Annotated in this window: 17 protein-coding genes; 8 read left to right on the top strand and 9 right to left on the bottom strand. The window is 38.1% G+C overall.

Going from position 1 to position 19,644, the window contains the following annotated elements:
• From ACEW8O_RS10610 to ACEW8O_RS10600, 3 genes are all read right to left on the bottom strand, one after another.
• Window positions 1-902, bottom strand: a 902-nt coding sequence (locus tag ACEW8O_RS10610) for a CNNM domain-containing protein (RefSeq protein WP_373494606.1), incomplete at its 3' end; no start/stop codon positions are given.
• A 25-nt stretch (window positions 903-927) separates the two neighbouring features.
• Window positions 928-1,893 (bottom strand): hypothetical protein, encoded by a 966-nt coding sequence (locus ACEW8O_RS10605; RefSeq protein WP_373494605.1) that lies wholly within the window; start codon window positions 1,891-1,893, stop codon window positions 928-930.
• Between the two features lie 109 nt (window positions 1,894-2,002).
• Window positions 2,003-3,676 (bottom strand): sodium:calcium symporter, encoded by a 1,674-nt coding sequence (locus tag ACEW8O_RS10600; RefSeq protein WP_373494604.1) that lies wholly within the window; start codon window positions 3,674-3,676, stop codon window positions 2,003-2,005.
• A 35-nt stretch (window positions 3,677-3,711) separates the two neighbouring features.
• On the opposite strand from ACEW8O_RS10600, the gene ACEW8O_RS10595 reads away from it, so the two are divergent.
• Entirely contained in the window at window positions 3,712-3,861 is a 150-nt protein-coding gene (locus tag ACEW8O_RS10595; RefSeq protein WP_373494603.1) for a hypothetical protein, read from the top strand.
• A 410-nt stretch (window positions 3,862-4,271) separates the two neighbouring features.
• On the opposite strand, the gene ACEW8O_RS10590 is transcribed toward ACEW8O_RS10595, so the two are convergent.
• The 3 genes from ACEW8O_RS10590 to ACEW8O_RS10580 form a co-directional block, all read right to left on the bottom strand.
• Window positions 4,272-4,805, bottom strand: a complete 534-nt coding sequence (locus tag ACEW8O_RS10590) for a response regulator (RefSeq protein WP_373494602.1) — start codon at window positions 4,803-4,805, stop codon at window positions 4,272-4,274.
• A 21-nt stretch (window positions 4,806-4,826) separates the two neighbouring features.
• Complete coding sequence (locus tag ACEW8O_RS10585) at window positions 4,827-6,467, bottom strand: ATP-binding protein (RefSeq protein ID WP_373494601.1); 1,641 nt, start codon at window positions 6,465-6,467, stop codon at window positions 4,827-4,829.
• A gap of 201 nt (window positions 6,468-6,668) precedes the next feature.
• A complete protein-coding gene (locus ACEW8O_RS10580; RefSeq protein WP_373494600.1) occupies window positions 6,669-7,973 on the bottom strand; it encodes a cation:proton antiporter in 1,305 nt (434 codons plus the stop codon).
• A gap of 1,102 nt (window positions 7,974-9,075) precedes the next feature.
• On the opposite strand from ACEW8O_RS10580, the gene ACEW8O_RS10575 reads away from it, so the two are divergent.
• From ACEW8O_RS10575 to ACEW8O_RS10550, 6 genes are all read left to right on the top strand, one after another.
• Window positions 9,076-9,870 carry an N-formylglutamate amidohydrolase gene (locus ACEW8O_RS10575; RefSeq protein ID WP_373494599.1) on the top strand — a complete coding sequence of 265 codons (795 nt, stop codon included), beginning with the start codon at window positions 9,076-9,078 and terminating at the stop codon, window positions 9,868-9,870.
• The gene (locus tag ACEW8O_RS10570; protein WP_373494598.1) at window positions 9,854-11,689 is read left to right on the top strand and encodes a flavohemoglobin expression-modulating QEGLA motif protein; all 1,836 of its coding nucleotides are present in this window, start codon (window positions 9,854-9,856) and stop codon (window positions 11,687-11,689) included. Before ACEW8O_RS10575 ends, ACEW8O_RS10570 begins: the two co-directional genes overlap by 17 nt.
• 13 nt (window positions 11,690-11,702) lie before the next feature.
• Window positions 11,703-12,743: a glutathione synthetase gene (locus ACEW8O_RS10565; RefSeq protein WP_373494597.1), complete on the top strand. Its 1,041-nt coding sequence runs from the start codon at window positions 11,703-11,705 to the stop codon at window positions 12,741-12,743.
• Between the two features lie 330 nt (window positions 12,744-13,073).
• Window positions 13,074-13,475 (top strand): hypothetical protein, encoded by a 402-nt coding sequence (locus ACEW8O_RS10560; protein ID WP_373494596.1) that lies wholly within the window; start codon window positions 13,074-13,076, stop codon window positions 13,473-13,475.
• Window positions 13,476-13,526: 51 nt separating this feature from the next.
• The gene (locus tag ACEW8O_RS10555) at window positions 13,527-13,754 is read left to right on the top strand and encodes a hypothetical protein (protein ID WP_373494595.1); all 228 of its coding nucleotides are present in this window, start codon (window positions 13,527-13,529) and stop codon (window positions 13,752-13,754) included.
• A gap of 282 nt (window positions 13,755-14,036) precedes the next feature.
• A complete protein-coding gene (locus ACEW8O_RS10550) occupies window positions 14,037-14,474 on the top strand; it encodes a response regulator (protein ID WP_373494594.1) in 438 nt (145 codons plus the stop codon).
• Between the two features lie 523 nt (window positions 14,475-14,997).
• Here the strand turns inward: ACEW8O_RS10550 and ACEW8O_RS10545 are convergent.
• Entirely contained in the window at window positions 14,998-15,522 is a 525-nt protein-coding gene (locus tag ACEW8O_RS10545) for a hypothetical protein (RefSeq protein ID WP_373494593.1), read from the bottom strand.
• Window positions 15,523-15,765: 243 nt separating this feature from the next.
• Window positions 15,766-16,242: a PRC-barrel domain-containing protein gene (locus tag ACEW8O_RS10540; protein ID WP_373494592.1), complete on the bottom strand. Its 477-nt coding sequence runs from the start codon at window positions 16,240-16,242 to the stop codon at window positions 15,766-15,768.
• 470 nt (window positions 16,243-16,712) lie between these two features.
• Between ACEW8O_RS10540 and ACEW8O_RS10535 the strand changes: the two genes are divergently transcribed.
• Window positions 16,713-17,117 carry a hypothetical protein gene (locus ACEW8O_RS10535; protein ID WP_373494591.1) on the top strand — a complete coding sequence of 135 codons (405 nt, stop codon included), beginning with the start codon at window positions 16,713-16,715 and terminating at the stop codon, window positions 17,115-17,117.
• 133 nt (window positions 17,118-17,250) lie between these two features.
• On the opposite strand, the gene ACEW8O_RS10530 is transcribed toward ACEW8O_RS10535, so the two are convergent.
• On the bottom strand, window positions 17,251-19,431 hold the full coding sequence (locus ACEW8O_RS10530) for an ATP-binding protein (protein WP_373494590.1): 2,181 nt from the start codon (window positions 19,429-19,431) through the stop codon (window positions 17,251-17,253).
• Between the last annotated feature and the right edge of the window lie 213 nt (window positions 19,432-19,644).

Genomic DNA, 19,644 nt, shown 5'->3' with positions numbered 1-19,644 from the left:
AATTCTCCATTTTCATTTTCTACAATTGCCAAATGATACCTTTTTGTATTTAGGTCTTTAAGCACTTGGATTATGCTTTGCGTACTTTTTACGAATAGAATCGGTCTGATGAATTTTTGTAAGTTACCCAATGATATGTTATCCCACTGTAAAGCAATCTCTTTGAAATTCAAATAACCAAAAATATCCTGAGGCGAATCAGTCCTGCTTACAGGATACCTTGTATGCAAATGTTTTTCAGCTAAGGCGTAGTAATCATCAATGCCTATGGTCTCCGGAAAATATATGACTTCCGAAAGCGGGAGCATGATTTCATCTATTTTTCTGCTTTTCAGGTTTGAGGTTTTAATGATAATATCTTCTTGATCCTTGTTGATAATGTTTTCTACCTGAGCTACCTTGGCGATTGTCTGAATGTCTTCTAAAGAATACTTTACAGTTTTATCTTTTTTCTTCAAAATCAATCTATTGAAAAGATCTGTAAGGTAAATGAGGGGATATAGTGCCTTAATTGTAATGTCTAAAGGCATGGCAATATATTTAGATAAATTATCTGAGTTAGAAACACCAATGACTTTTGGAAGAATTTCTGTCCCAAATAGTATGATGATTGTAAACACAACTGAAAATACCCAAATCCATTCGTCTCCGTAAATTTCGTCAAAAGCACTTCCGGCTATTGTTGCCCCACCTGTATGGGCAACAGTATTCAAAATCAATATGGCAGCAATTGGCCTGTTAATGTTCCCTTTTAGTTTATCAAGAATAATTGCATACTTCAGACCTTTTTGTCTGTCTGTTTCGATTTTCACGCTGTTTAAACTCAATAGTGCTGCTTCTGTCAATGAGCAGAGAAAAGAAACCACAATAGCAACTAATGAGCTGATAATAAAGATTGTCATATTTTAATAATTTTTTCAGAAGGTTTTAATAATTTGAATTAAGATATCCTATAAGGTATGCGATCAAAACACTGACAACTAGTCCAACATTAACCTTGTAAAGGTCTTTGATGATTGAATTTCTTGATTTTTTCATTTCATGCTTGTTCAATCTATAGCTAATCGCCATTTCTCTTCCCGCCAAAATTCCAATAAACACCCATGTGGTACTCATAGGGATATTGCTTAAGTTGGCGAATAGAAAGAGAATCAGTGCATAAACCAAGTCGATGATTGTTGCAGAACGTATGTGTCTTATATTGGATTTGGAATTAACAATCTCCTGAATTTTACCACCTCTTGTCTTGAACAAATATGCCATCAGCCCCAAAATGATGATCAGAGAAAATATCAATTCTTGAACTCCGAGCTTTCTGGGAAGATATACATAGATGTTGGCAAAATCCTGAATCAGCCATTGTCCCCACAGCAACCCGGTGGAAACCCACTGTGCAGCCAGCCACATCCTGTTGTGTGATTTTCCTGTTCGCTGAAAGCTTTCTTTTGACTCCAGTTTATTGGCAATAAGCAGGTAAAGACCCACTGCAAATACAAATGCCACTCCATATCCCAGAACGGATTTGATGATCATTTTTTCAATGACCGTTTGGGTTGAAAAGACACTCAGGATGAGAAAGGTGGTACTGACCGGAAATCCCATGCGGGTAAGAATTATCAAAACCACAGGGGGAATCAAGTACCACAAAGCCATCTTTTCCGGTAATGGTATCTGCTCCAGTCTCCCATAAGAAACATCCCCATTGTGTACATACCACCCATAAATCAAAAGAGTAGCCAAGATAACTGAGGCGTATAGCCATAGAATCCACCACTTTTTGTCACTGTTGGAAGTGAGAAAAGTTCCCAGGGTCTGGATGACGTCATTGCCAATCACCGAATAAGCTGCCAGGATAAAAGCAACAATCGGGATCAAGTATTCTATTTGCATCATTGATTTTCCTCGTCTTCCAACGGTGTTTTCATGACCTTCCACAAGAAATAGATCGTGGCGCCTGTCACTATACTTTGGGAGAATAGGAGTACAAGTAAGGGTATAAGGTTCATTTTGTGAATAATTTAGTTCTTCTGGTATTAGCGTAGTAAACTAATAATACAATGAATAGAAAGAGTGATACCAATTGGATTCTCGCAAAGTTGGAATAGAATATCTTATCTTCTATGACCTCCCGATCAAGTTGCGTTTTAGCTTCCATAAGTTGATTCTTATATTCATACAATGACAACTTTTTGATGATAGAACTATCATCCAATTCCCAAGAATGACCACTTAGTAGGTTGTTGATATTGGCCATCCAATCATTTCCATGAGGTGTCACCAAAGCTCCTATGAAAACCAGGAGGAGTAATAATGGCGTGATATATTTGATGATGAACTTGTAGATTACCGGCACCTGAATGTCTGCACCATCGGTGATTTCCTGCCAGCCTTTGTTGATCCCAAAAACCCATGAAAACAAGATGGATTCCAATAAGGCGAAAATGACGAGGCTGACAGTTCCGGCCCAATAATCGTATTCATCAAAATAGCCATGATGATAAAAAAGGACAGTCGGCAATCCCATAATCAAAGCCAACAGTCCAAAAGACCAAGCTCCTCTTTTCATACCCCAACCAAATTCATCCTTCATAAAGCCCATCCAAGGTGTACCCATGGCGAGAGATGAAGTGATGCCTGCAAAAAACAACAATCCAAACCAGAATATTCCTGAAAATGCAGCTATTACCGGTCCCCATTGCTGAAATAGAAATGGCATCGTCTGGAACGCCATGCCAAAGCCAGCGTTTTCCAATACCCAATCCAAACCTAAGAATCCCGCCGCAATAGGTATAACGATGGAGCTTCCAAGCACCACCTCTACAAATTCATTCATAAAACCCGCTGAAATGGAATTCAAGGCGACATCGTCATTGGCTTTCAGGTAAGAAGCATAACACTGAATGGTACCCATTCCTACAGAGAGTGTAAAAAAGATCTGGCCTGCTGCTGCTAACCATACTTTAGGGTTGAGTAAAGAGTCATATTGAGGTGTCCAAAGAAAATTCAACCCATCCCATGCGCTCGCATCGGGAAATTGAATCGATTTTCCTGATTCTCCTAGAGTCAGGGCTTTGATAGCCAGTATGATACCAAACATGATTAAAAGAGGCATTCCTATCTTGGCAGCTTTTTCTATACCGCCAAGGCCTTTGGATAAAATGTAAACATTCAGTATTAAGACCAAAACATAGAACACTATAGGTTCAAATGGAATGCCGGTAGTGCTTGAACCAATCGAAATGTAATCATCGAAAAACTGGGCAACTTGAGTCTGCGACATGCCTTCAAATGTGCCTAGTATGGTGTGAAGAACATAGGACAAGCTCCATGACTCTATATAGGTATAATATGCCACTACGGCGATATTGGTGAAGATACCAAACACACCAACATATTTCCACAGCCTCCCTTTGCCCATGGTGTCGAGAATAAAGGGTGTACTGTGGTTGCCAAATTTACCCCCAAACCGTCCGGAAGACCATTCAATAAATAAGAGGGGTATGCCCAGAATCAAAAAACAAACAAGATAAGGAATGATAAATGCACCTCCGCCATTTTGAACGGCCTGAACGGGAAAGCGTAAGAAGTTTCCAAGACCTACAGCATTGCCTGCCATAGCCAGGATTAGGCCTAACCTGGAACCCCAGGCATCCTTCGCCAAAGTTTTATTTTCCATCAACAAGAAGGTAGAAAATCTAAATAATTAAATGAATGGATTGTTTTTGCCTCCCCAGTGCTTGTGCCGAGGATTTCGGTGCAATGAAGGCTTGGGCATTCTCAAAAATAGAAGAGAATGTTGTGGAGCTGATCCAACAGGCTACTATACTTCGGCTCACTGAGTATTCTTATATTAAAAAATGATTGATAATAGCTTATAGATTTGTACCCTAAAAAACAGCTGTATTCTCCAGATTGGGTTTTGGTTTTTTCTTGTGAAAATTGTGATAAACTGTTTGCCGAAACAAAGATATTTTCCCTGACTAAGTAAGCAGTACCATTACCTTTGCTTATTTTCTCAAAAGATGCTTCAATGGTACAATTTGAACTGGTTTCAGAAGTTTTGGCAAACCACAATGAAAAAACAATCATTGAGACACAAAATATACCGTAGGTAAATGCCTGGAATAAATCCAGAAGCTGACGTCTCATGTGTGGAAAATTTCATCAAATGAATATAAAATTTCGACACTTCCCAAATTGTTAAGTATTATTTTTTTCGAGTGATGTTTATAGATAGGAAGTATAGTGAATTTTATTGCACAAGTCCAAAATTAACCTCCCAACAAAAATTCTTTCCTTGTGGGTCGAAGAGCTGAATTATCCCAGGTGATATCCATTATTTTTTTAACAATATTCTTCAACTCAGTTATATTGCTTGGTTTTTGGATATATAAGTGTGCGCCATCCTGGAAGGTCCTTTCAATCTGATCTGGATTGGCTGAGGTAGAATATATCAGCACCGGAACATTCTTTAATTTTGGATCCTTTTTTATTAATTCCAAACATTCGAATCCATTCATTAGGGGCATATTCAAATCCAGAAATACCAAATCCGGAAGAGTAAGTTCCCGAAGCTTTTTCATAAGATCTTTTCCGTTACCGGCCAATCTGATATTGGTATTTGAAGATATTTCACTGATAGCTTCTGCCAACAGTTCCTGATCATCTTCATCATCATCAGCTATGATGATTTCTAATCGATTATTTACCTGGCTTTCAGCCTTGTCAAGCGGAACTATTATTGGTGTTTTGGAAAGGTTATTTATATATTGAATTCCAGTGCGGCTTTTAAATGCAATTTCCATAAAATTTTGTTTTAGGGCTATTTATAGATTTTGTGGATTATCTTCAAAATTGTCTTGCGAAACCGGTACGACAATAGTGAAAACAGTATCATCGTTGGGGCTATTAACATAAATAATGCCATGATGATAATCAACTATCTTTTTACAGATGGCCAATCCTATTCCCGTGCCCTCATATTCCTTTAGAGAATGAAGCCGTTGAAATACCTCAAAAATTTTGGTGTAATATTCAGGTTCTATGCCAATACCTTGATCCCGGACAGAAATGCTGCAGAATTTTTCACGGGCCCAATAGTAATTCTCATCCCACTCCTTGAATTTATATCGGGATTTCATAGGTGAATTTGAAGGTATGGCAGTTCCTTGGATGATTTCCGAACTGATATCGATTACAGGGGTGGACCCTGGTTTGGCGTATTTGATGGCATTGCTTATTAGGTTCTGAAACAACTGCCTCCATTGAGATTCACTCGCTGTGATTTCCGGCAAACGCTGTACGTTGATTTTAGCCTGGGAGCTCAGGATAGAAATTTCCATATCAACCAAAACATCATTTACCACCTCATTCAAATCAATATTTTCAAATTCAACAGTAGCCGACGAAATCCGGGAGAAACTCAGAATATCATGCATTAGATTCTGCATTCTGGAGGCTGCGGCACCCATCTTTTGGAGGTAGCCACTGCATTTTTCATCCTCATAAATTGAAGCCATCCGCGGCTCCAGAAGAGAGATAAAAGTCTTTATTTTACGTAAAGGTTCCTGCAAGTCATGAGAAGCGACATAAGCAAATTTTTGTAATTCCTTATTGACCTCCTGAAGCTCTCTCGATTTATAAAGCAATGCCTGTTCGGCTTGTTTTTGATTGGTTACATCCTGTCCGGTACCAATCATTTTGACTATTTCACCCTCCGGATCCAGGATGATGTTTCCCTTTGCATGAAGTGTTTTGACATTTCCTTTGGGAGTAACAATCCGGTGATAAAAGTCAGGAAACTTTTTATCAATTAATGCCTGCTTTATGGTATCTCCCACATACTCCTTATCCTCAGGATGAACATAACCTAAAAAATCCTCAAAGGACAATCCCACGGAAGAAACAGGAAGATCGTAAACATTAAACAATTCATCCGACCAGCAAAGCTTGTTGGGAGCTACTTCCCATTCCCAGGAACCCATACGGGCCAGGGCCTGAGCTTCATTGAGTTGTCTGAGCTTGATTTTTAACTCCTCCTCAGCTTTTATCCTGCTTTCTACCTCAACTTCCAATTCTTCGGCTGTTTTCAGTGAAAGCGCTTTTGGAGCCTGTTTGATAAGGTAAATAACTGTCGTCCAACTCACCACTCCCGTAATAAAAAGCGAAAGGGCACTCAACCGGTACATGGGTATCCAAAAGATAGCGGCGTCTATCAAATGGGTGGCTCCGCAGGAGAGAATAAAAGCCGCAAAAAGAAAATATATGCTATGAAATCGAACATCTCGCCTTTTATAAACATAGACTAAAATGAATACAGGAATGGCGAAATAGGCTGACCAGACCATCAGGTCACTGATGATATATAACCATCCATGAAAATCAGACCACTGTCCGCAATTCCATCTGGCTGGAAAATCCGATGTGTCAAACAGTTTTCGGAAAAATTCTATAAATTGATTTTCCATTTTTGAGATGTTAAGTGATTCAGATAAATAGAAATTATAATTGCAATTGAATATAGGGCGGAAATTAATCAATTCCTCTTTGAAATTCCGGAAAATCAGGAATGCTTCTTTTTCATCGAATTTTAATTGGGGAGCTTTGAAACGGTGCTGATTTTATTTCGATAGCTCGAGAGGAAATTCAAAGCTAATCTTCAAGAAAATTCAGGATAATTGACGGGTTCTTGAATCGAGATGCTTCATAATCAGAGGTCCCAGAAATCCATGGATTATAATAGAAAAGAGGATAGTCAGCATCAGTATGGTTAAAACCGAATTCTTTCCTTCAAAATCGTGGATATTTATGGCATAAAAGAAATAATACAGTGATCCTATTCCCCTTAGTCCCAAAAAGCTGATGGCCCAAATTTCTTTTTTTGGAAGTTTTGAACCTATGAGCCCAACAATTCCGGACAAAGGCCGAATAAAGAAGACAATTAAAACTGTAATGATAATCTCGACCACCGTGACATCAACCAAAAATCCCAGCCCTAAAACAATACCAAATGCCAGTATCAGGCAACTGGTCAATATCCGTTGAACTTTATCGATAAAGCTATGGAGGTTTGAGTGCTTTAAATGATCCGGATCATATCTGCGCAATGTCAGTGCGCCAACGAAAACGGCAATAAAACCATAACCTGCCACTAATTCTGTGATTCCATAAAGAATGAGGGTAAGAGCCAAGGATGACAATCCTGAGATTGCTTTGGAATGGTCACTGTAAGCTGGAAGTGTAAGAAGATACTTTCCGGCAAGCCACCCTCCAAAATAGCCTATGGACACACCTATTCCAATCTTATAAACTACGTGAGTTGCAACCCAAGACCAGATCAGTTCCTGACTTAATCCGGCTCCGGCTAAAAAAATCGCCAAATAAGTAAATGGAAATGCCAATCCGTCATTTAAACCTGCTTCTGAGGTCAGGGAGAACCTTACCTCATCCTCTGCCCTGTTTGGTTCATGTTCTTCTTTACCTGACTCTTCATCTCTGGCACCTTGGTTAGGTCCCGCAACTTGAATATCACTTGCCAGGACAGGGTCGGTCGGTGCGACCACCGCACCCAATAGCAATGCTGTCGCCGGCAAAAGTCCCCCAATCCACCAACCTGTAATCCCAATCAAAAATATAGTGAGGAGCATTGTAATGCTTAGCAATCTCCAGGGTATTCTCCATGTTTTCCACTCAAAAAGCCGGTCAATCTTTAGCCCTGCCTCCATCAGAGCTATAATGACAGCCAGTTCCGTCACATGTTCCAAAAGCCATGTATGGGAATAGATTAAATCAGGATCAACGTTCAAGGGAAATATACTTGCGATTAATCCCAGACCCAGTACGACCATCGGCATTGAAACCGGGTAGGAAGAAAGGAATCTTGGCAGGTAGGTTGCCGCAAGAATAGCCAAACCTATAAATAAGAGGAGAGTTTTATAAGGCCCGAAAAACTCTAATTTTTCTAAAAATTCCATTTTGGTGTCATTTGGTGATTATCAGAGTCTATTATTACAATTATTACAATTTAACCTGGAATCAGGGAACAAAACATATGCTGACAATTTTAATTCAATGGAATTAGCATTAACACCTATTGATGCAATATGGTTTTTCAAATTTAAACCCTTTTCGAATTGCCTAAGGCCCCAATCCAAATGGATTTTCATTATCTAAGTGTTACCAAAATACAACATGGTGTGTAATTATTGTTCAGTGCTAATCAACTCCACCAAGGCTCTTTTAAACATATGTCAAATTTTTTGGAAAAATATAGACAAAGGCAACGTTTTTTTGCCCAATTTCTTCAATTTATCAGGTCACATCAATTTCGGTCTGACAATTGAACTTCAAGAATTTCAATAAAAATACTAGACATGAACATGACCAGCTTAAAATCCGAAGATAAACAGCCTTTTGAAGCACCGGTTAAAAACAGAAATGAAACTACCAGAAGTCGCTTTGGCGTCCTGTTTTATATTTCTCGCCAGTTTCTAAAAATATGGATTAAAATTTTCAAATTTTCTGTGCTGACCCTAATAGAAATCCTCAGAACGATACTGTTTTTGGACAAGAAGGAGCAGACTAAGAAATGAAAGAACAGGGAAGTACAGTCAGACAGTGAGCTTTTGTAAAGATTGGCTTCCCTTTATTTTTTTTTATATGGACCTCAAAACTGCCACGGTTTTCAATAATTTTTGTAAACATCGTTTCGAATTTTGTAAAGAAAAAGGACATCTTTCATTTTACCTTTATCCGCATGGAGATGAACTTATCTATTCATAAATTGAATGAGATTATTCTTGTGAAGGATAATACCGTTTTGTCGGATGTTTCATTTAAACTACGGTCAACATTGTTTCAGTTTAACTATCATTCTGTTTTTTTTAAGTGGAGTGTCGTCATTTACTTACTGCTCATGCAAAATCCGGCTTCTTAAGTACCATAACAATCAAGCTGTACGGGCTTACACTCAGCACACATTTTTGTCTTTTATTATCAAGATTAATATTGGCTTCAATATAAATTATTGGTTTTATAGGGCATGATTTTAGATCATTCTAATAAAATTTATTAGATATGGATCAGCGATTTTCATTTATTCAAGGCTCTTCATCTTTGGTGATTTCTGCAATTCATGATGGACATGAGGTCAGGAAGGAACTGAAAAACTTATTTTCTTTGGACGACGCCGCGAGGTTAAGGGAAGAAGATCCATTCACGGCCATTTGGACAAACAATTCGGATAACCGGATCATTGTTCACCATTCCCGGTTTGAAGTAGATGTAAACAGACCTAGGGATAAAGCAGTGTATCAAATACCTGAGGACGCCTGGGGATTGGAAGTATGGAAAAAGCCACTCCCACCCGAATTTTTGGAAAGGTCTTTAAGGTTTTATGATGATTTTTATGCATCCGCCAAAATATATTTCGATGAATTATTTTCTTTCCATGAAAAAATCGTTGTGTATGATATTCACAGTTACAATCATCAAAGGGATGGGAAAGGTAAAACAGCAGATCGATTTACAAATCCTGATGTCAATTTGGGTACCGGCAATATGAACCGGGAATTATGGCAAACGGAGGTGCAAACCCTGCTGGAATGTTTTAGAAACTTTGACTTTAAAGGCCGCAACTTGGATGTAAGGGAAAACATCAAATTTAAAGGAGGATATTTCGGGAAATGGCTATTCGAACAGTATGGAGATGCTATATGCCCCATAAGCATTGAATTCAAAAAAATATTCATGGATGAACATACCGGAAAAGGTTTTGAAAATGACATCAGATTGATTTCAGATATGGTCCATTCTTCCACTTATCATGTATTGAATATATTAAACAAAACGCTAGATGGTCAGCCAAATTGATCCGATCCAGATTGCCCGTATTTCTGATTCTTTCAAAAATGGAGAGTTTATCTCTGTTGATTTGCCTAATGAAGGTCTGTTGGTAATCGATCAGAAATTACCATTTATCTGCGTCTATCGGTTTATTGAAACCCCGCAGTATTACCTTTCTTCTCTTGTCAGGACCCAAGGAGCATTTCTGATTGCAAGGGCAGACCTGAATGTCGAGGATTTGTTGAAAAAATTGATAGAAGTAGCGGTCAGCGATTTCAAAACCTTTCTGATTCTGGAAATCTGGAACAATGACCTTCATCAAAGCCAAAACAATATTGAGATCTGGTATCCGGGAAAAAAAACATCAGCGACCATCGATGTTTTACAAAAAGGATTTTCTGATTTCAAGCGCCATTTGCCAAGGCTTCAGATTATTTTAAAAGAATCCCCTCAGCGACATCCTGAAAATTTAGAGCCTTTGATTCCTTTGGATGTCCTGAAAAAGACCGGTACTTTACTTTTGGGAATTGCCTTCCCTTCTATTTTCAGGGACGTAGAAAACCGGCTGGAATACCCTATGTTCTTTAGGAAAATGAGCAGAAAATTTGCAAGTGTGATCAAGCTTGCCGCATACGAATTTGTACGTGTACAATCAAACAATAAATTTGAGCATTACCTCAGCTTGGGAAAAACACAGTTGGATAACTTGGCAAAGGATGCGGATAAGGAGATTTCTGACATCAGCGAAAAGTTGGATTTTATCCTTAGGGTAACGCCGGTTAACAGTACAGAGGAATGGAAGATTTTCAAGAAAAATAAATTTTCAAAGCTTCCCAACTTCACCTATCGCCTGATCTCCTTGGATCCGGAAATAGAAAAAAGGAAACTTTTTAATATCAGGTTGGAAAATTTAGATCATCCCACATTAGCTTATTTATTGAGGGACAAACGCATGGAATTGGAAAAGCAACTGATCATGTTGGAAGAACGGGGTTCGAAGAGATTCCTCCATTTAAGCAGGAGTATCTATGGAGAAGTCGATCGAAGTGTAAGAAACAGTGCGATTTCATTGTTAAATAATGGTTTCGAAAATGAACAAGAGGAGAACCAAACGGTGGATGCTGCAACTTTTGCTCACTATGCAGAATTGGAACTGGACAAATACCGGTCTTATTTCCCTGACCTGACGCTCAAGGTGAAAATAAAGGACAATGTAAATAGTTTGATTGTATCCGGTCCGGAATTGTCAATTGGAAAGAATCTATGTATCAGCGCTTCAAGAATGGATGCCCTGATTCAGCACGAGGTGGGAACACACTTACTGACCTATTGCAATGGCCATCTCCAACCTCTTGGATTGATGTATTCAGGTTTTGCCGGTTACGAACAGACCCAAGAGGGATTGGCAGTATTGTCTGAGTATTTGGTGGGTGGATTGGATATCAACCGGTTGAAGGTTTTGGCTGCAAGGGTAATGGCGGTGGATTCACTGATAAACGGGGCGGATTTCATCGAAACTTTTAATTTACTGTTGAAGGAATACGGATTTAGTAGCAAAACAGCATTCATTATCAGCATGAGGGTGCATCGTGGGGGAGGTTATACCAAAGATTCCATCTATCTCAAGGGACTGATACAGGTACTTGATTTTATTCATCAAGGTGGTGAGCTTTCCTTATTATTTGGAGGGAAATTTGCATTGGAACATTTACCGTTAATTGAAGAACTTGCCCATGTCAGGATTTTAAAAAAGCCAATGCTTCCCTCCTATCTCAACTCTGTTGAATCGAAAGTTAGATTAGAGAAAATCAAAACAGGGATTTCATTGGACGATCTAACCAAATAAACCCATTAATAAAATGAAAATCGCATTCGTAGTCAACGATATTTTTACAGAAAAAGCTGTTTATACTACTATCTACCTTGCCTTTTCAGCGCATAAAAGAGGACATGAAGTTTATGTTTCCGGGGTGGGTGACCTTGGATATTCAGCAGATGGACACATGATTGCAAAATCGAGGACAGTTGGGGAACGAAGTTTTAAATCCAGTGAAACTTATCTTAAAGCCCTTCTGACCTCCGATCCTAACAAGATAAGTTCGGTAGACCTTGATGTGTTGTTTTTGAGGAACGATCCTTCTGAAGATATCAATAGCCGCAACTGGGCACAATCCGCACCTTATATTTTTGGCCAAATTGCAATCCGGGACGGCGTGATTGTTCTCAACCATCCCCAAAGTCTTTCAAATGCTATCAATAAAATGTATTTCGAGCATTATCCTGAGATTTTGAGGCCAAGAACCATTATTACGAGAGACCCGCTCGAAATTGAGGAATTCTATAAAGAACAAAAACATAAAATGATCCTAAAACCTTTACAGGGATCCGGGGGGAAAAATATATTTGTGGTAGATAAAAATTCAAAAGCAAATATGAACCAGATCATTGAGGCAATTTCATTGGATGGGTTTATCATCGCACAGGAGTATTTGCCCGATGCAAAAAATGGTGATACCAGGTTCTTTCTAATGAATGGTGTGCCATTGGAAGAGAAGGGGAAATTTGCGGCATTGAAAAGGACCAACAAAGAAGGTGATATCCGGAGCAACCTCCATGCAGGAGGAAAAGGAGATCTTGCGGAAGTTAATCAGGAAATGATTGACCTGGTCAGGATTTTAAAACCGAAACTGATTCAGGATGGAATGTTTCTGGTCGGGGTAGATATAGTAGGAAATAAGCTGATGGAGATCAATGTATTCAGTCCGGGGACTTTAAACCTGATCTCAAAGTTATCAGAGGTGGATTTTGGCAGTGCCGTTATTAAATCAATAGAAAATAAAGTGTACCTCAGAAATATCTATGGTAGGGATATCAGTAACATTGCACTTGCGGTAGTATAGTCCAAAAGTTGGCGATTGTCTTCATAAATAAACAAAGGGCGGCTTCAACATGAATTTTTTGGGTATGAAATGGTTATGCCGTAATTTAACAGACTTTTTAGATCCTCTGATTAAGCACAGTTTATCAAAGTGTCACAAAAATTATCCTTTGTGTGAAGTTTTTATGGTAGGCCTGTTTTCTGCTATTATCGATGGCGACTTAATTGTGGTGAGTTTTTGCCATAAATTGGTGATTTTGGTAGTTTTTTTATCCCGTATTCCATTTTGATCAGTGATTGGATTTTCGGTCTGACAATTGGTAATATTTTATTCTAACCATAAAATCAAAAGATGCAAACCGTAAAATCAGCAATTCAACCCTCAGTAGGTATGCCTGCGCCTTACACAAAAAAACCCAATAAAAATCTTCTACACGGAATAGTGTTCCCTGCCATGTGGAATGGTTGGGGAAATCTTTTCCTGTCTCCCGAATTTAGGTTTGAGAAAGAATATCCAGATAATTCATCTACTCCTGATTGGAAGGGTGAAGAAGATATATATGATCCGGAACAGGAAAATGAAGAAATCCATGATCCTAGCAAGGATAAAAAAGACCGGGAATTTCCAACCCGCGAGGACGGTGACGATATTTTCCCGGGCGATGGGCATGATGACCCAGATGACCGGTCCATCTATTTAAGAAATGTTAAAACCGAACGTGAATTGGACGAACCCTATCGACTCGGGTTCTGATATAATACTTAAAATGAAAATTCAAACGCTGGCCAAATCAAACAATCATATATGAAAACCTCAGATTCAAATTCCAAAAAAAGCGCTAAAGGCCTTTTGCCGGAGAAAGGTAACCGGAAAAGCAGTGAACAACCTGCCGAAGAATTTATTTCCCCGGATCCATCAAGACCGGTTCCTGATACGGATACAGAAGAGACCGGTGGAGTGGATGAAATGGGAATCAGCGAAAAAGCCAAAAACCAACCGAGTGACGAAAGTGACAGATTTAAAGGGAAATAACCTGTTTCCTTACCGCATTTTCTTGATAAATGTCAAGATTTATTATATTTTCGAATAACCGGATATGGATATCCACAACGATACAAGTAAAGGGGAAAAACTACCAGATCTGAGGTTGGACCATAGTTTGCTGCTTACTTCCGTCTTCGTCCCGATAGGTATCGGGATTCCAGCCATTGATATAGAAAACTTCGCAACTTGTATTTATGCGGAAATTCATATAACAGCATTATAAAGTTCATTTACTCCTCTTTCAATAAACCCTTAACCACAAATTTCTGAATGGTAAATACCGACCTCTGGCAGAAAGTCATTTTAATTGATGATGATTCTCTATTAAATCTTATCCATAGAAAATTTCTGGAAATTGTAGGATACCACGGAACTATTTTGGAATTCCATAATGGATTTCAGGCCCTCGAATTTATTTACCGGGAAATTGAAACCGCACCTACTATAGGTAAGGTTATTTATCTCATCATTTTGGATTTGGAAATGCCTACGCTGAACGTATGGGGGTTTTTGGAAAGGTTCCAAAAACTTGACCCTAAAGTAAAGGGTATGTTTAAAATCATTGTTTCCAGTAGTTCCTTAAATCCCGAAGACATCAATCGGGCTTTGGCTTATGAATCTGTAGGTGAATACATTTCTAAGCCTTTGACTATTGAAGCTTTCCGAAGGATTATTGGGGATGGTATTGGGGTGGTGGGTGAGAAGTGATTAGACAAAAGAAATATCAAAATGGAAAAGTTAACAAACGGGCGATTTTCATTTGGATTTTTTATTTGTAGTGACATAATTCCAAGCCGATACGATAATCCCGTTAGGTTTTTTTATCTTTTTTCCGCTTCAAATATCCAACTGTTATAAATCCACCTATAAAAAGCAGCAAAACTAAAATAATCAGTCCAATTCCCATAAGATATCTATTTAGTTAATTTACTTGATTAAATTTTATATTTCAGAATCAGTTCTAAAATCAGGAGATTCTATCCCTCTGAATTATTATATTCATGGTTTACAGTTCCAATATTCATGCCCATTATTGGTTATCTGATTTTAATAATAGAAATAAATCTTACCTCATCCATGTGATTTTGGGTAAGGTCTTTCATAATTGGATTTTGCTAGGTTGATCAATCAGATTTTAGCCGAAACAAGTATTGGGCAGAATTACCTGGCTTATAAGTATAAAAAAATCCAAGAGTTTCCTCAGAAGCCCTTGATAGTACTTTATGTGAGCTTAAAAATGAATTTCTTCTCCTTGATTTTTCTTCCAGTTACTTTGAATATAAACAGCATCTGCATCATCTTTTGGGGTAAGCATGATTACAATATTGCCTTCCCTGATTCCTGAATCATATAATTTTGCCCATGCTTCAGGCATGCCACAACTAACAAAGCTTTCAATTATACCACCTGCAAGTCGATTCCCTTCCAAACCCTCAACCAATGGTCCTGCAATAAAGATTTCATTTCCTTCAATGTGGACAGTGGTACCTACTGCAACTATTCCTTCTTTAATATCTGAACCTTTGACAGCATAGTCTCCGGCCTCCACCTCAGTATCTTCTGAAATATCGACAAAATGCCTTTTCTGCGTCTGATTTGACATCAACAGATTGATCTCATCCGTGGAATACCCCTTTTCAATAAGGTAACTATAAGCCCTTTCTGTACTTTCCCCGTCCCGAAACATGCCACTCAGGACTTTGGTATCCTTAGTGTGTAAATAATTCGGATTTCCATCAATTATAAATTGTCCCATCATATTTTGTCTCGTTGGTGTAATGCAATTGAAGTATGTAGCAAGGTATGAGATACGGTCTTTTAGCGCACCTTGATTAAGACAAAAATCGGCAAAGGTATATTAGAATTTATTACATAAAACAAAGGAATGTTTATTTAATTTCCGGCTTAAAACGGTTTTTATCAAATTGTCTTTATCAAAAAAATTGAAGGCAGGAAATTTTTTCCTGCCTTCAATTATTACACATTTATAAGCCCTATATTATCTTCTCATATTATCATATCTGGATTCACCAAGAGTGGAATCACTTGATCTTGCATCATCCAAGTCAGAATCACGGGAATTGCCAAATCCGGAAGATTCGTTTCTTTCATCAATATCATAAAATGAATTAACTGAATCCACAAATTCAGAATCAGCATGTGTAGGCCAGTTGTCTTTGTCGAAGCCCGGCGAGCTTTCTAATCTTTCTTTGGAAACATCCAATACCAGAACATCCTTGTTAGTATAATCATCTCCAAAATTGAAAGTGAAAGCTTTTAAAGGGACTGCAAAGTATTTGTTATTCAGATTCAGAAAACCTGTGTTTACTGAAAGCACAAGATATGAAATCTTGCCTGATTGGAGATCTATCATAATGTCCTTAATATCTCCGATACTTTCGTCAGCAGGTGTCCTTACATCGGTGCCTTCCAGGCTTGAACCCGAAATTATTTGTTGTCTTCTTGAATTTTCCATAATTATTTTGGTTTAGTTATAAAATTTTAAAATAGAAAGTCCAATTATCATTCCTACCTCGATACCGCATTAAAATCCCATCTATGATTCCATACAAATAATTAATGAAAGACCTTATTTAGGGCAATTTGTAATAATAATCCTTGAAAAATACCCAAAATAAATACTTTATATATCTGAAACCGAGTAATTGAACTCTGACTGTTTTAAAACACAAAGGGAAGAACAGTTCCAATTTTGTTACTTTTTATACCCACATTGTTCCACTCCGAAATTCCGAGAACTGCCCCTCCTATTCGACCAATATTTGTTGAGAATCTGACCATTGGTCATTTGATCATTTTAACGATCAGTTCAGATCTGACCGCAGGAAATGCACTTTGCCGGCTAAAGGTTTGCTTATCGTTTGATATAAAGATTCAGTAAAGTGAAAAATTATTTCTACTATAAGGTAAAACATAGATATAGATATGAAACATTTGGCTAAGCACTTCCTAAGTGTGTGCATGATAATCGCCGTCAATTTATCCTGCACCAACCGAAGCAGTGAATTTCATGATACAGATGATATCTCAGGTAGCGAAATCTCTGCGGATTCTCTTGAGGAAGATTTTCCTGGACATGATACGGTAATGAACTTTCGCGAGGGGAGAAATATAAATGAAAGAAGCGGAGATATGGATACCATCCAATTGCCACAGTTGATTTTAGACGAAATCAAAACGGACAGCCTTCTCAACAAAGCCTTGATTGTCGAAATCATCAAGAGGGAGGTAAATAACGAAATGTTCTATGAAGTGAAATTTTATCCGGTCAATGGCAGAGATGAAGAAGTGATATTTGACTCCAAAGGAAAAAGGAATCCAAAATCATAATTCCCCGGGCAAAAAAACCTGCCAGGTTTTTAATGCTATAACCTTGGGAAACTATTGTAATTACTTTAAACAAACCTGGCAGGTTTCTTCAAAATTAAATCTGAAAAAGTAAGATCTGTTCAAACAGATCAACTTATTCCGATTCACCATTCCGCTGGTACTTGGGAATTATTATGGTGAATTTTGCTCCTTCACCGGGACTGCCCGAAGCGGATATTTTTCCTTTGTGGGTTTCAATTATCTTTTGACATATGGCAAGTCCGATACCCGAACCCGGAAATTCCAATCTGCCATGTAGTCTTTTAAAAATGACAAAGATCGATTCAGCATGAATCTGATCAAAGCCAATACCATTGTCGGCGAAGGTGATTTTAATGAGATCATCTTGATGAAAATCCGGAAATTGATCCAATTCCTGTTCCGTTGGAATTTCAGAGGTGATTTGAATACTAACGGGGACATCTTCGTTTCGGAATTTCAGGGAATTCTGAATCAGATTTTTGAACAGTTGATTCATCTGATGGGGTACGACTTCTGCTGTGGGAAGTTCATTCACATGGACCATACCCTTACTTTCTTCAATCAATAAACTAAGTTCATCCATTGTATTCCTTAGGATAATAGTTAGATCTGTCAGTTCAAAATTCTTTTCAACTTTTGAAACCCTTGAAAATTGGAGAAGATCGAGAATCAAAAGCTGCATCCTGTTTGCTGATCTTTGGATTCCGGAGAAATAATCCTTTGCTTTTTGGGTTAGCTTGAGGTCTTCCAAGGAATCAAGCAGGGAGACAAAAGTCTGGATTTTGCGTAATGGTTCCTGCAGGTCGTGACTGGCAATGTAGTTAAATGACGCCAATTCAGCGTTATTTCGGGAAAGCTCCTGATTCTGAAGTGCAAGCTGTTGGTTGATGCGCGCTTCAGAGGTCACGTCTTTGAGTGTGATCAAAAGGATCTTTCCTGTATCCTCAAAAAACTCCCTACTCAGGCTGATAAATTTAATTTCCCTGTTGATAGTTTTAAATTTTACCGGAAGATGTTTCAAATCTTCCACTTTGGATTGCGGATCAAGCCAATCTGAAACTATGATTTTATCCTCTTCAATCACAAATGAAAGGAGTATTTCCTTTGCGGCTTTAAAAGAATCCGGTTCCAGACCGAGCATCCGAAATAGGTTATCAGAAAAGGTGACGGAATTTGTTTCAATTTCAATGATTAAATAACTTACAGAGGCAATTTCTTTCACATGTTTAAACATTCTGTTCTGTAAGGTGAGGTCTTGATTTAACTCAAGTAATTTAAGTTCTGCAACCTTTTCAGGTGTCGCGTCCCTGTTTATAAAAATCACAATGCTCTCTTTTTTTTCAATCTTCAAAACAGCAAGGACTTCCACGTACTTTATCTCACCTGAATCAGTAATTATCCTGATATTGGTCTGAATGGTATTATTAGTAAGGGACAGGGATTTCATGGTGTCAATCACCTTGGCTCTATCCTCAGGGTGGATATGCCTAAGATATCCTTTAATGGAGGGGGGAAATGCCTTTGGCTGAAAACCCAGGATTCCATAAAGATTGGATGAAAAATAAATCTTTTTCAAATCTAAATTGAAGAATCCATGACCTAATCCTGCAAGCTTCTCCGCATGTTCGAACATTTCACGGTTGATTTTATTCTGAAGCACTGCCTCGTCACAGGAATCGAATTCTGAATTGATCATACGGTGATAAACAAACCCAACGATAAAGAGGAATATCAACAATCCAATAGCTACTAAAAAATACACCTCCCAAAAACGCCTGAATTTTATAAATTGACCTGATATTGCTTCCTTTTCTTTTTTGCTCAGTGCATCCAGGTAACCAAACAATTCTAAACCAGATAAATCCATTTGATCTTCCAGCCCAACCTCTATCTCTTGTGTTTGGGTTTTTTCCAAGAAAAGTTTCTGATTGTTATTGAGGTAACTGTTGCTCAGGGATACCAAACTGTCCAGGTCAGAATTTTCAATATCTGTTTTTCCGATGTAAAACTCCAATTCGGCTAATTGGTCCTCAATTTTGTTTTTGGAATCGAAAAACTCTTCCAAATGACCTGAATTGGCATTGGCTTTCTGAGAGAGAACCATTTTTTCCAAGTTCTCAAATTCCTCATAAAGAATTGCCAAATCCACTAAAAAGTCATCAGACACCTGTGAATTTTCAGACCATCGCTGATTGGAACTGAATTGAACATATCCTATGAACAGTACCGTCAATAGGAAAACAGAGGTTGTAAATAACCAACGAAGATGGAGTTTTCTTGACCGCTCAAGCATGATGTTTTTCGAGCTTCATAAAATATAGATTAAACCGGAATGGGGCTAAAAACCTGCCAGGTTTACCTTTGTGCTTGAATCTGTTTAATATAAAGCTTTTAAACCTGGCAGGTTTGTTCCCTAAAATTTAATTAGACAAAGTAATGTAAATTCATTTTCAATATTGAATTTGGAAGAATGTAATTAGCAACAATTGTGCAATGTTTAAATTGA

The sequence above is a fragment of the Aquiflexum sp. genome (genome assembly GCF_041749095.1).
Taxonomy (GTDB): domain Bacteria; phylum Bacteroidota; class Bacteroidia; order Cytophagales; family Cyclobacteriaceae; genus Aquiflexum.
This window is presented reverse-complemented; position numbering and strand designations above follow the sequence as displayed.